Source organism: Amycolatopsis sp. NPDC051102 (assembly GCF_040682815.1).
Classification (GTDB): domain Bacteria; phylum Actinomycetota; class Actinomycetes; order Mycobacteriales; family Pseudonocardiaceae; genus Amycolatopsis.
Window position 1 is genome coordinate 14,429 of sequence record NZ_JBFBBT010000034.1, and the last position, 13,039, is coordinate 27,467.

The window sequence follows — 13,039 nt, forward strand, 5'->3', positions numbered from 1 at the left end:
TCGGCTCTGAACTGCGGAAACGGCCGTTGGGTAAGGTCGTTTCCATGGCGCTGAGCGGGCGGGACACCGAGCTGAAGGAGCTGGGCGAGCTCGTCGACGGCCCGGAGGACCGCAGCGGCGTCCTGATCCGGGGAGAGGCGGGCATCGGCAAGTCGGCGCTGGTGGCGTCGACGGCCGCGGCGGCGTCGGTCGCGGGGTTGCGGGTGCTGCGCACGACCGGGGCGGAGGCCGAGCGGAACCTGGCCTACGCCGGGCTGCACCAGCTGCTGTACCCGGTCCGCGCCGGAGCCGCGGAGCTGCCCGCGCCGCAGCGGGACGCCCTGCAGACGGCGCTGGGGCTGGCGTCCGGGGCCGAGCCGACCGCTTACCTGGTCGGGCTGGCGACGCTGACGTTGCTGGCCGAGGAGGCCGCGGCCAAGCCGCTGCTGCTGATCGCCGAGGACGTGCACTGGCTGGACCGGGCGAGCGCCGACGTGCTGGCGTTCGTGGCCCGCCGGCTCGAAACCGAGCCGATCGTGCTGGTCGCGACGCTGCGCGACGGAGCGGAGTCGCCGCTGCTGGACGCGGGGCTGGCGCCGATGGTGCTGGACCGCCTCCCGGCGGACGCCGCCGCGGAGCTGCTGGACTCGGTGGCGCCGCGGCTCGCCCCGGCGGTCCGGACGCGGGTGCTGGCGGAGGCGGCGGGGCTGCCGCTGGCGTTGACGGAACTGCCGTCGGCGGTGGGCGAGCTCGACGGGCTCGACCCGGTGCTGCCGCTGACCGAGCGCCTGGAGCGGACGTTCTCGGCGAGGGTCGCGGCGCTGCCCGCGGCGACCCGGACGGCGCTGCTGGTGGCGGCGCTGAACGAGACGACGTCGTTGACCGAGACCCTGGCAGCGACGAAAGCCCTGGTGGGGACGCCGGTCGACGCGGAAGTCCTCGCTCCCGCCGTCGAGGCCCACCTGATCGAGCTCACCGCCGGCGCCGTCACCTTCCGCCACCCCCTCATGCGGTCGGCCATCCCCGCCGCCGCCACCCCGCTCGACCGGCGGAACGCCCACCTCGCGCTCGTCGAAGCCCTCCGCGACCAGCCCGACCGGCGTGCCTGGCACCAGGCCGCCGCCACCGCCGGGCCCGACGAAACCGTCGCCGCCGAACTCGAACGGACCGCCGAGCGCGCCCGCTTCCGCGGCGGTGCCGCCGCCGCGATCGCCGCCCTCGAACAGGCCGCCCGGCTCAGCGAGGAGCCGGAGCGCCGGGCGGACCGGTTGCTGCTGGCCGCCCAGCTCGCCGTCGACTCCGGGCGGCGCGAAACCGCCGAGCGGCTCGTCCACGCCGCCAACCCCGCCGACCCGCGCCGCCGGGCCACCGCCGGCCGGCTGCTCAGCGAGTTCGAAGACGGCGTCCGCGAAGACCCCGCCCGCGTCGCCGAACTCGCCGGCACCGCCGCCTCCGCCGCCGCCGACGGGCACCACGACGCCGCTCTGCGGATCCTCTGGAGCGCCGCCATGCGCTGTTTCTGGACCGAGCCCGGCCCGGCCGCGCGGCAGGCCCTCCTGGAGGTCGCCGACCGGCTGCCCGTTCCGGGCGGCGATCCGCGGATCGTCGCCGTCACCGCCTACGTCGCGCCCTTCGAACGCGGTGAAGCCGTGCTGACCCACCTGCGGGCGCTGGTCGCGAGAACCGGGGCCGACCCCGAGGTCGACCGGTACCTGGGCAGCGCCGCGCTGCAGGTCGGCGCCTTCGACCTCGCCGCGCGCTTCTCCGCCGCCGCCGCGCCCGGGCTGCGGGCCCAGGGGCGGCTCGGGCTGCTGCCGCGGGCGCTGGCCGTTCTGGCGTGGAGCCGCGTCCGCCTCGGCGACCTGGCCGGGGCCGTGCCGGCCGCGGCGGAGGCCGCCCGGTTCGCCCGGGAAACCGGCCAGCCGTTCATGGCCGGGCTGGCCACCGCGGTCCAGGCCGAGATCGCCGCCCTGCGCGGTGACCACAAGCAGGCGAAAGCCCTGGCCGACGAGGCCGAACGCGCCGGGCTCGCCGCCGGCGCCCGGCCCGTGCTGGCCACCGTGCAGCTCACGCGCGGGCTGACGAACCTCGGCGAGGGCCGGTTCGACGACGCGTTCGCCGACCTGCGCCGGCTGCTCGACCCGGCCGACCCCGCCTACCAGCTCGCGTTGCGCGCCTACTGCGTCGCGGAGCTCACCGAGGCCGCCGTGCGGGCCGGGCGGACCGGCGAGCTGCGCGGCGTCCTGGCCGAACTCGAATGCCTGGACACGTCGTCACCCGCCTTGCGGATCGGCCTCCGGTACGCGCGGGCCGTGCTCGATCCGAGCGACGAGCTGTTCGCCGAAGCACTGCAGGCGGATCTCGCCGGCTGGCCCGCCGAACGCGGCCGCGTCCACCTCGCGTTCGGCGAGTGGCTGCGGCGGCAGCGGCGGGTCGTCGAATCGCGCACGCACCTGCGCACCGCCCGCAAGACCTTCGACGCGCTGGGCATGACGGCCTGGGCCGAGCGGGCCCGCCGCGAGCTGCGCAGCGCGGGCGAGTCGAGCCCGAACCGCGGCCCGGACGCCCGCGACAAGCTGACCCCGCACGAGCTGAGCATCGCGCAGCTGGCCGCGGAGGGGCTGACGAACCGGGAGATCGGGCAGCGGCTGTACCTTTCGCACCGGACCGTCGGCACCCACCTGCACCGGATCTTCCCCAAGCTGGGCGTGAGCTCCCGCGCCGGCCTCGCCGGGGCGCTGAAGACCCTCGAAGAGTGACGTACACCGGCTGCGTCACCCGACGGGCGCGAAGGTCACCGAACCGCTCCTAACGTTGTGAAAGTCCCACGGTCTTTCGCACAGGAGCAGCAGATGATCAGCAGGAGAAGGTTCGGGCAGGCGTTCGCGGCCGGGCTCGCGGCGACGTCCTTGGCGGCCTGCTCGTCGGGCACTCCCGCGGCCGCCCCCACCCCCGCGCCGGCCCCCGACCTGCGGGCCGGGTCGGGCGAGCACACCTCGCTCGGGCCGGTCAAGCAGGCCGACGCCGGTGTCCTGACCATGGCCTACCACGAGTTCGGGCCGGCCACCGGGCAGCCGGTGGTGCTGCTGCACGGCTGGCCGTACGACCCGTACAGCTACGTCGACGTCGCGCCGATCCTGGCCGGCGCGGGCTTCCGCGTGATCGTCCCCTACCTGCGCGGCTACGGCCCGACGGTGTTCAAGTCCGCGGAGACCGTCCGCAACGGCCAGCAGACGGCGGTGGCGCTCGACGTCGTCGCCCTGCTGGACGCGCTCAAGATCGACAAGGCCGTCTTCGGCGGCTACGACTGGGGCGGCCGGACCGTCGACATCATCGCCGCGTTGTGGCCCGAACGCTGCCAGGCGATCGTCGCGGTGAGCGGGTACATCGTCACGAACCTCAAGGCGAACCAGCAGCCGCTGGCCCCGGCCGCCGAGCTCGGCTGGTGGTACCAGTACTACTTCGCGACCGAGCGCGGCCGCGCCGGCTACGCGGCGAACCGCCACGACTTCAACAAGCTGATCTGGAAGAACGCGTCCCCGGCGTGGCACTTCGACGACGCGACCTACGACCGCAGCGCGGCGGCGTTCGGCAACCCCGACCACGTCGCCATCGTCATCCACAACTACCGCTGGCGCCTGAGCCTCGCCCCGGGCGAGCCGCAGTACGAGGCGTACGAACAGAAACTGGCCGCCGGCGCGACGATCGGCGTCCCGTCGATCACGATCGGCAGCGACTTCGACGGCGCCGCCAAGGACGGGAAGGCCTACCGCGCCAAGTTCACCGGCAAGTACGAGCACCGCATCTTCGACGGCATCGGCCACAACGTGCCGCAGGAAGCACCGCACCCGTTCGCCCAGGCGGTCATCGACGCCGCCCGGATGTAGCGGTCGTGAGTGTTTAGGCGAGTTAGAACTCGCCTAAACACTCACGACAAGCCGCGGAAGACTGCTCAGCGGGTGGCGCGGTGGATGACGTCGACGACGGCGCCGGGGGCTGCCGAGGCGATCGCGTGCGGCGAGTCGGCCTCGGTGATCACGGCGTTCGCCCGCCGGGCCTCGAACCGTTCCGCCGCCGGGGGAATCGCCTGGTCGCGCGTGGCGACGACGGCGTACTTGCGGATGCCCGCCGGCGCCGTCGCGGCGATCTTCTCGTCGAAGGCCGCCGCCAGGATCGGCCGCTGGCCCGCCGCCGCGACCGCCGTGTCGAGCGCCGGCAGCCCCGCGGCGAACAGCGCGGGGTAGCTCGCCGTGTTCACGAACAGCTCCGGACCCACCGCGTGCGTCGTCGACGGGCCGATGAGCGACCCCGGGAACTGGGCGTTCAGCTGCCCGGCCGTTTCACCCGCCTCCGGGATGAACGCCGCCGCGTAGACCAGCGCCCGCACGTCGGCCGTCCGGCCCGCCAGCTCGCTGATCAGCAGGCCGCCGTAGGAATGCCCGACGAGGATCTTCGGTCCCTCGACCGCGTCGAGCACCCCCTGCAGCGAAGCGACGTCCGCGGCGATCCCGCGCAGCGGCACCGCCGGCGCGATCACCGGGTAGTGCTCGGCCAGCAGCCGCCGGGTCACCGGCGCCCACGCGGACGCGTCCTCGAACGCGCCGTGCACGAGCACGACCGTCGGCTTCGGGTGCGAAGACGCGGCCGTGCCGGGGGAAGCGGCGGTGAGCACGCCCGCCCCGGCGATCGCCACGGCCGCCAGTGCGGTGATGGCGCGCCGCATCAGGCGACCTTCGCGTCGAGGGTGACCTCGATGTTGCCGCGCGTGGCCTTCGAGTACGGGCACACCTGGTGCGCGGCCCGGACCAGGTCGTCGGCCGTGGCCTGGTCGATGCCCGTGGCCTCCAGGTGCAGCACCGCGCTGAGGGCGAACTCGCCCGCCTCGGTGTCGTGGTGCAGGTCACCTCCGCGACCACCGCGAGGTCGTTCAGCGGCACCTTCTTCGCCCCCGCGACCCGGCGGACGGCGCCGACGAAGCACGACGCCCAGCCCGCCGCGAACAACTGCTCCGGATTCGTGCCGTCGCCCGCGCCGCCGAAGGCCTTGGGCACGGCGAGGGTGACGTCGAGCGCGCCGTCGTCGGAGGTCGCGCGGCCGCCGTTGCGGCCCTCCGCGGTGGAGGTGGCGACGGCGGTGTAGGTCACTTCGGACATGGTCTTCCTTTGCGCTGGACGGTGGATCGCCCTCACGCTAGGAATCCGCGTGCGCGCGCCGCGACCGTCGCCCGACGTCACCCGTGTACGTCACCGCAGCCCGCCGTCCTCGAGCCGCAGGCGGCGGTCGATCCCGATCTCCGCCAGGAACCGCTCGTCGTGGCTGACGACGACGAACGCGCCGCGGAACGCCGTCAGCGCGCTTTCCAGCTGGCCGGTGCTGACCAGGTCCAGGTTGTTCGTCGGCTCGTCCAGCAACAGCAGCTGCGGGGCCGGTTCCGCGAACAGGACGCAGGCGAGCGTGGCACGCAGCCGTTCCCCGCCGGAGAGGACACCGGCCGGCCGGTGCACCCGGGAACCGCGGAACAGGAAGCGGGCCAGCAGGTTCATCCGCTGCGCCGACGGCAGCGCCGGGGCGGCCGCCGCCAGGTTTTCGGCGACGCTGCGGTCGTCGTCCAGCAGGTCCAGGCGCTGGGACAGGAACGCGATCCGGCCCTCGGCGCGGGTGACAGTGCCGCTGTCGGGCTCGAGGTCGCCCTTCACGAGCTGCAGCAGCGTCGACTTCCCGGCGCCGTTCGGGCCGGTGAGCGCGATCCGCTCGGGGCCGCGGATCGCCAGGTCGACGCCGTCGCCGAAGAGGTGGCGCACCCGCAGGCCCTCGCCGAGGAACAGCGTGCGGCCCGCCGGGACCTCCGTCTGCGGCAGCTGGAGGCTGATCTTCTGCTCGCTGCGCAGCTCCCGCTCGGCCTGGTCGAGCTTGGCCTTGGCCGCGCCGACGCGCGCCGCGTGCGTGCCGTCCGCCTTGGCCGCCGACTCCTGGGCGTTGCGTTTCATGGTACCGGCGAAGATCTTGGGCAGCCCGGCGTTGCCGAGGTTGCGCGACGCGGTGCTCGCGCGGCGGGCGGCGCGCTCGCGGGCCTGCTGCAGCTCCCGCTTCTCGCGCTTGACTTCCTGTTCGGCGCTGCGGATGTTCTTCTCGGCGACTTCGCGCGCCGCGCGGACGGCTTCTCCGTAGGAGGTGAAGTTCCCGCCGTGGAACCGGATTTCGCCGCGGTCGAGCTCGGCGATGCGGTCCATCCGGTCGAGCAGCGCGCGGTCGTGGCTGACCACCAGCAGGCAGCCGGACCAGTCGTCGAGCACGGCGTAGAGCTGGTGGCGCGCCTCGACGTCCAGGTTGTTGGTCGGTTCGTCGAGCAGCAGCACGTCCGGGCGCTTCAGCAGCTGCGCGGCGAGCCCGAGGGAAACGACCTGGCCGCCGCTGAGCGTGCCCAGCGTGCGGTCGAGCGCGACGTCGGCGAGGCCGAGCCGGTCGAGCTGGGCGCGGGTGCGTTCCTCGATGTCCCAGTCGGTGCCGATGGTGGTGAAGTGCTCCTCGCCGACGTCGCCGGATTCGACGGCGGCGAGCGCGTGCAGGACCGGGGCGACGCCGAGGATTTCGGCGACGGACGGCTCCCCGCTCAGCGGCAGGTCCTGCGGGAGGTAGCCGAGCACGCCGTCGACGCCGACGCTCCCGGTGGACGGCGTCAGGACGCCGGCGACGAGCTTCAGCAGCGTCGTCTTGCCGGCGCCGTTCGGGGCGACGAGGCCGGTGCGGCCGCCGGGGAACGTGGCGGACAGGCGGTCGAAGACGGGGGTGTCGTCGGGCCAGGAGAAGGACAGGCCGGACAGCACGATTTCGGACATGGCGAAGACCTCGATGGGGTGAAATCGGAAAAGGGGACGTCGACGGCGGCCCGCACCGGCACGGCCGGGGGCCTGCGGACTCCGGAGCTACCCGGAGATGTCGACGTCACCTGCCACGACTGCGCTCCTCCACATTGATCTTCTTCCCGAAGATAGCAGGGTTGTCCGCTCCCGACCCGGGTAACCGCCCCCGATGCGCATCGTGGTGACCGGAGCAACGGGCAACATCGGGACCGGCGTCGTGCGCGCGTTGCGCGCCGACCCGCAGGTCGAGACGGTCGTCGGGCTCGCCAGGCGGCCGGCGGAGGGCGTCGTCACGGCCGACGTCGAACGCGACGACCTCGTGCCGCACCTGCGCGGCGCCGACGCCGTCGTGCACCTGGCGTGGCTGTTCCAGCCCACCCGCCGTCCCGAACGCACCTGGCGCGCGAACGTCCTCGGCTCGATGCGGGTGTTCGAAGCCGCCGCCACGGCCGGCGTGCCGAAGCTCGTCTACACGTCGTCGATCGGGGCGTACTCGCCGCGCGAGGACGACCGGCCGGTCACCGAGGACTGGCCGACGCACGGCTGGCCGGGAGCGGCCTACACGCGCGAAAAGGCTTACCTGGAGCGGTATCTCGACGCGTTCGAGGCGCGGCACCCGAAGCTCGACGTGGTCCGGATGCGGCCGGGTTTCGTGTTCCAGCGCAGTGCCGCGACCGAACAGCGCCGCCTGTTCGGCGGCCCGTTCGTGCCGGGTTCGCTCGTGCGTCCCGGCCTGATCCCGGTGGTGCCGGACGTCCGCGGCCTGCGCGTGCAGATCGTGCACACCGACGACCTCGCCGACGCCGTCCGCCGCGCGCTGACGCGGCCGGTGCGCGGGGCGTTCAACATCGCCACGGGCCCGGTCGTCGACCCGCGGTTCGCCGCGGACCTGCTGGGCGCGCGCACGATCCCGGTCCCGGCGGGCGTGGTCCGCGCGGCGGTGGACGCGGCTTGGCGCCTGCACGCGGTCCCGGCGACCGCGGGCCTGTTCGACGCCGTCATGCGGCTGCCGGTGATGGACACCGGCCGCGCGGAGTCCGAACTGGACTGGCAGCCCCGCCACGACGCCGCGTTCACGCTGAAGGAATTCCTTGCGGGGCTGCGGGAAGGCGCCGGGGCGGACACCGCGCCGCTGGCTCCGGACCGGCACCGGCTGCACGAGATCGCCACCGGGGTCGGCCGGAAGCCCTGACGGCCGCCGTCAAAGCGCTGCCGCGCGCACCTCGTCCAGCACCCGGCGCAAGGGCTGTCCGCTCGCTTCCGCGGCCGCCTTCACTTCCTCGTACTCCGGCTGCGTCGTCACCACCTCGCCGTGCAGGAACCCCCGCTTCACGCTGACCGGCGTCCCCCGGTAGTCGACCGTGACGCTGTCCCGCGGCAGCGCCCGCCGCTCGACCGGGGAGAGGCGGACCCCCAACGTCGACGTGTGGGCGAAGACCGCCGCGCAGACGCCGTCGACGCGGTCTCCGGCCGCCAAGGCCGTGAGGACCACGCCCGGCCGGCCCTTCGGGGCTGTCACCGGCGCGCACCAGGCGTCGGCCGCGCCCGCGCTGCGCAGGGTGGCGAGGATTTCGGGCCACAGCCGGGGATCGAGGTCGTCCACCGTGGTCTCGACGACCGTCATCGCCGTCGACACCCACGCCGGAGCCGCGGCCACGGCCGTGCCGACGACCACGCGGACGACGTTCGCGTGCCCGGGCGGGTCCGCGGTGCCCGCGCCGACGCCGACCCGCAGCGGCACGCACGCCGGCATCGGGCCGTAGGCGCCGGCCAGCGTCACGAGCAGGGCCGCGCCGGTCGGCGTGCACAGCTCGCGCGCAGCGGGATGCGCGGCCACCGGGGCGGCCGCGCCGGTGAGCAACGCCAGCACCGCGGGCGGCGGCACGGTGAGCCGGCCGTGCGCCGCGGTCACCGTGCCGCCGCCGACGGCGATCGGCGACACCGTGACGAGCGCGTCCAGCAGGCCCAAGGCGTCCAGGCCCAGCGCGCAGCCCACGATGTCGACGATGGCGTCGAGCGCGCCCACCTCGTGGAAGTGCACCCGCTCGGGCTCGATGCCGTGCACGGCGGCCTCCGCCTCGGCCAGCCTGCCGAACACGGCGGTGGCGAACCGCTCCGCCGCGCCGGGCAGCGCAGCCGACCCGATCAGCTCGAGGATCTCCGGCAGGTGACGGGCGTGCCGCGTCTCGGGCGCCTCGACCACGACTTGCCTGGCCCGCAGCCCGTGCCGCCGCACCACCTGTTCGGTGAGCCGGACGTCGTCGATGCGCAGCCGCGACAGTCCCGCGAGGACGCCGTCGAAGTCCGCGCCCGCGTCGACCAGCGCGGCCAGCAGCATGTCTCCGGCGCACCCGTTGCCGGCGTCGATCCACCCGACCGTCACGACGCCACCGACTGCCGGGCGACGCGCGCCGCGGCGACGCCCGCGCCGAAGCCGTTGTCGATGTTGACCGCCACCACGCCGGGCGCGCAGCTGTTGAGCATGGTCAGGAACGCGGTCAGCCCGTCGAGGTGCCAGCCGTAGCCGACGCTCGTCGGCACCGCGACCAGCGGCGTGCCGCACAGTCCGCCGAGGACGGTCGGCAGGGCCGCCTCCATCCCGGCGATCGCCACGACGGCGTCGGCGGCGGCGATCCGGTCGCGTTCGGCCAGCAGCCGGTGCAGCCCGGCTACGCCGACGTCGACGACGAGGTCCGGTTCCGCGCCGAAGACCGCGACCGTCGTGGCGCATTCGCGGGCGACGGGCAGGTCCGAGGTGCCCGCGCACACCACGGCCACCCGGCCGCGCGGCGCGGGCAGCGGCCCGAGCGTCACCGTGCGGCCCGCGTCGTCGATGTCCGCGCCGGGCAGGGTTTCCCGGCACAGCGCCCGTCCCTCGTCGCCGACGCGGGTGGCGAGGACGGCCCGGCCGGGATGGGCCTGGTGCAGCCGCGCGAGCGCCGCGCCGATCTGCGCCGGCGTCTTCCCCGCGCCGAACACCACCTCCGGATCGCCGGTGCGGGCCGCCCGGTCGAGGTCCAGCCGGGCGAATCCGAGATCCGCCGTGGCGGCGGTCGTCGTTGCCTCTGTCGATAGCACGGCCGACACGGTAGTGAGCCGCCGCGCGCGCTGTAAACATTGTGCGGGGGATGCCGCACAATGGCGGCAATGGGTTGACTCCGGGCCACCGCCGCGATCGACTTACCGCACGCCGACTGCCTCTGATCGGAGTGAACGTGCATTTTTACCGCTCGAACCGGCTCAGTGTGCCCAGGCGACCGGCCGAACGGCCGTAATGCGCGCCGGAATCGAAGACCGGCTGCTGGCCGAGGTCTTCGCGCTGGACAGTGTGGCCGTCGCGTTCTCCGGCGGCGTCGACTCGGCGCTCGTGCTGGCCGCGGCCGTGCGGGCGCTGCCGTCCGGCCGCGTGCTGGCGGCGATCGCCGACTCGCCGAGCCTCGCGCGCGCGGAACTCGCCGCCGCGCGGAAGCTCGCGGCCGGGCTCGGCGTCGAGCTGGCCGAGGTGCCGGTCGCCGAGCTGGCGGTGCCCGGCTACCGGGACAACGCGGGCGACCGCTGCTACTTCTGCAAGCAGACGGTGCTGACCGCGATCGGCGCGCTCGCGCACCGGCGCGGCTTCGCGCACGTGGCCACCGGGACGCACGCCGACGACCACCGTGCGCTGCACCGGCCCGGCCTGCGCGCCGCCCGTGAGCTGCGGGTCGTCGAGCCGCTGGCCGCGGCCGGGCTGGGCAAGGACGACGTCCGGGCGCTGGCCGCCGCCTGGGCGCTGCCCGTGGCGGACAAGCCGTCGGCACCCTGCCTGGCCTCCCGCATCTCCGTCGGCGTGCCGGTCTCGATCGGGCGGCTGGGCCTGGTGGAACGCGCCGAGGTGGCGGTGGGGGCGCGGCTGGCCGCGGCCGGGATCCGCCCGCGGGACCTGCGTGTCCGCCTGCTGGGCGCGGGATTCCGGGTGGAGCTGGACGCGGCGGCGCACGCGGCCGTCGCCGCGGAGCTCGCCGCGGCGCTGGTCGCCGAACTGGGCGCGCTCGGCCTGGCCGGCCCGGGTGCGGTTTCGGTCTACCGCGCGCCCGCGCTCGCGCCGCCGCGGTAACCGGCCGATTGTTTTCCGTGACGCCGTGTGGTGATTTCTGCCGTCATCTCGCGGATCGGGAGAAATGTCGGATCTGCGTGCGGTATCGGGCGACCGCTATTCGCCGCCGAATGGCTGCCGTCAAATCGCCATCGTGCTTTCTTTGCTTGGCGGGGGTTATTTTTCGGCTATGTTCCTACAGTCCGCGCGAAGGCACTGCGAACGGTGGCCGTGCGCGTACGGTGGGGAGGAGCGGAAGTGTACTTCAAGTTGCTCGGCACCTTGCGGGTCCAGCACGACGGCAGGCGGGTGGACCTCGGCGGGCTGCGCCAGCAGCGGCTCCTGGTGATGCTGCTGCTGGACGCCGACCGGGTGGTCAGTGCCGACCGGCTGCTCGAGGCCATGTGGGACGACGAGCCGCCGGTGACGGCGCGCCGTCAGCTGCACAACGCCGTCGCCGCGCTCCGGCGCAGTTTCGGGGCGGCCAAGCACATCGTCGTCAAGGACGGTCCCGGCTACCGGATCACCGTGGCCGCGCAGGACGTCGACGCCCACCGGTTCACCACGATGGTCGCGGCGGCTTCGGCGGCGGCCGCGACCGGGCGCACCGCGGCGGCCGTGGAGCTGCTGGAGGCGGCGCTCGCCCTGTGGGACGGGCCCGCGCTGTCGGGGCTGAACAGCCCGGTGTTCGAGATCGTCGCCGCGCGGTTCGAGGAGAACCGGTTGTCCGCGGCCGAGCGGCTCATCGGGCTGCGGCTGGACGGCGGTGAGGCGGCGGCGGTGGTGCCGCAGCTGGGCGAGCTCGTGTCGCGGCACCCGCTGCGCGAGGAGACCCGCAAGCTGCTGATGCTCGCCCTGCACCGGTGCGGCCGCACGGCCGACGCGCTCAACGCCTACGAGCAGGGGCGACGGCTGCTCCGCGACGAACTCGGCGTCGACCCCGGCGCGAGCCTGCGCGAGCTGTACGAGCGGATCCTGCGCGACGACCTGCCCCGCCGCGCGCCGTCGGGGCCCGCCCCCGCCGGCCGGTCCTTCCTGCCCTACGACACCGCCCACTTCACCGGCCGGGCCGACGAACTGCGGTTCCTGGCCGGCTGCCGGCCGGCCGGGACCGCGCTGAGCATCCTGGCCATCGACGGCATGGCCGGCGTCGGCAAGACGACCCTGGCCGTCCGGCTCGCCCACCAGCTGGCGCACGGGTTCCCGGAGGCGCACCTGTTCGTCGACCTGCACGGGCACACCGCCGGTCAGGAGCCCCTGGAGCCGGGGGCCGCGCTGGAGCGGCTGCTGCTGGACTTCGGGCTCGCGCCGGCGCAGATCCCGCGTGACACCGGGCAGCGCGCCGCGCGCTGGCGGGCGGAGGTCGCCGAGCGGCGGGTGCTCGTGGTGCTGGACAACGCGCTCGACGCCCGTCAGGTCCGCCCGCTGCTGCCGGGCACGGGCAAGGCCCAGGTGATCATCACCAGCCGTCGCCGCCTGGCCGGCCTCGACGGGGTGACGTCCCGCTCGCTCGACGTGTTCCCGGCGCGGGACGCGGCGGCGCTGTTCACCCGCGTCGCGGGCGCCGAGCGCACCGCCTGCCGGCCGGACGCGGTCGCCGAGGTGGTGGCGCTGTGCGGGTACCTGCCGCTGGCCGTGGGGATCGCGGCGTGGCGGTTCCACAACCGGCCCGCGTGGTCGCTCGACGACCTGGTGTTCCGGCTGCGCGACCCGGCGGGGCGGCTCGCCGAGCTGCGCCTGGGCGACCGGAGCGTGGCTTCGCAGTTCGAGGTGTCGTACCGGCACCTCTCGGCCGGGCAGCAACGGCTGCTGCGCGTCCTGGGCTGCACCGCGCACCCCGGCGAGGAGTTCGACGCGGGCACCGCGGCGCTGCTGCTGGACCAGCCGGTGCCGGAGGCGGAGCGGCTGCTGGAGGAGCTCTTCGACGCCCACCTGCTCCGCCAGCGGGCCGCCGGGCGCTACCACTTCCACGACCTGGTGCAGGAACACGCGCGCACGAAGGCCGGCGAGCCCGACCGCGACGACGGCCTGCTGGCGAAGATCGGCCGCACCACCCTGCCCGCGGTGCCCAAAGTGGACTGCCGGCTGGGCTGAGCGGGCGGGCGGACCGGCTTCCGGGGCGGAGGCC

The 13,039-nt window shown here is 74.7% G+C and carries 9 protein-coding genes and 1 pseudogene; 5 read left to right on the forward strand and 5 right to left on the reverse strand.

Annotation, left to right across the window (positions count from 1 at the left end; genetic code table 11):
* Window positions 1–44: 44 nt before the first annotated feature.
* Window positions 45–2,738, forward strand: a complete 2,694-nt coding sequence (locus tag AB0M93_RS45705) for an AAA family ATPase (RefSeq protein WP_364286733.1) — start codon at window positions 45–47, stop codon at window positions 2,736–2,738.
* A gap of 93 nt (window positions 2,739–2,831) precedes the next feature.
* On the forward strand, window positions 2,832–3,866 hold the full coding sequence (locus tag AB0M93_RS45710) for an alpha/beta hydrolase (protein WP_364286736.1): 1,035 nt from the start codon (window positions 2,832–2,834) through the stop codon (window positions 3,864–3,866).
* A gap of 65 nt (window positions 3,867–3,931) precedes the next feature.
* Here the strand turns inward: AB0M93_RS45710 and AB0M93_RS45715 are convergent, their stop codons facing one another.
* The 3 genes and pseudogenes from AB0M93_RS45715 to AB0M93_RS45725 all read right to left on the reverse strand — a co-directional run bounded on the left by AB0M93_RS45715 (window position 3,932) and on the right by AB0M93_RS45725 (window position 6,815).
* Window positions 3,932–4,702 carry an alpha/beta hydrolase gene (locus AB0M93_RS45715; protein ID WP_364286739.1) on the reverse strand — a complete coding sequence of 257 codons (771 nt, stop codon included), beginning with the start codon at window positions 4,700–4,702 and terminating at the stop codon, window positions 3,932–3,934.
* Window positions 4,702–5,132, reverse strand: a pseudogene (locus tag AB0M93_RS45720) (organic hydroperoxide resistance protein). Before AB0M93_RS45720 ends, AB0M93_RS45715 begins: the two are co-directional and overlap by 1 nt.
* Before the next feature lie 90 nt (window positions 5,133–5,222).
* Window positions 5,223–6,815, reverse strand: a complete 1,593-nt coding sequence (locus AB0M93_RS45725; RefSeq protein ID WP_364286742.1) for an ABC-F family ATP-binding cassette domain-containing protein — start codon at window positions 6,813–6,815, stop codon at window positions 5,223–5,225.
* A 193-nt stretch (window positions 6,816–7,008) separates the two neighbouring features.
* Between AB0M93_RS45725 and AB0M93_RS45730 the strand changes: the two genes are divergently transcribed.
* Window positions 7,009–8,031 (forward strand): NAD-dependent epimerase/dehydratase family protein, encoded by a 1,023-nt coding sequence (locus tag AB0M93_RS45730; RefSeq protein ID WP_364286745.1) that lies wholly within the window; start codon window positions 7,009–7,011, stop codon window positions 8,029–8,031.
* A 9-nt stretch (window positions 8,032–8,040) separates the two neighbouring features.
* Here the strand turns inward: AB0M93_RS45730 and larC are convergent, their stop codons facing one another.
* Together larC and larB are read right to left on the reverse strand one after the other, a co-directional pair.
* Window positions 8,041–9,222 (reverse strand): nickel pincer cofactor biosynthesis protein LarC, encoded by a 1,182-nt coding sequence (gene larC, locus AB0M93_RS45735; RefSeq protein WP_364286748.1) that lies wholly within the window; start codon window positions 9,220–9,222, stop codon window positions 8,041–8,043.
* The gene (gene larB, locus AB0M93_RS45740) at window positions 9,219–9,917 is read right to left on the reverse strand and encodes a nickel pincer cofactor biosynthesis protein LarB (protein WP_364286751.1); all 699 of its coding nucleotides are present in this window, start codon (window positions 9,915–9,917) and stop codon (window positions 9,219–9,221) included. Before larB ends, larC begins: the two co-directional genes overlap by 4 nt.
* 196 nt (window positions 9,918–10,113) lie before the next feature.
* On the opposite strand from larB, the gene AB0M93_RS45745 reads away from it, so the two are divergent.
* Window positions 10,114–10,932 carry an ExsB family transcriptional regulator gene (locus AB0M93_RS45745; protein WP_364286754.1) on the forward strand — a complete coding sequence of 273 codons (819 nt, stop codon included), beginning with the start codon at window positions 10,114–10,116 and terminating at the stop codon, window positions 10,930–10,932.
* 237 nt (window positions 10,933–11,169) lie between these two features.
* Window positions 11,170–13,005, forward strand: coding sequence for a BTAD domain-containing putative transcriptional regulator (locus AB0M93_RS45750; RefSeq protein WP_364286757.1), 1,836 nt, complete (start codon window positions 11,170–11,172; stop codon window positions 13,003–13,005).
* The last annotated feature ends 34 nt before the right edge of the window (window positions 13,006–13,039 follow it).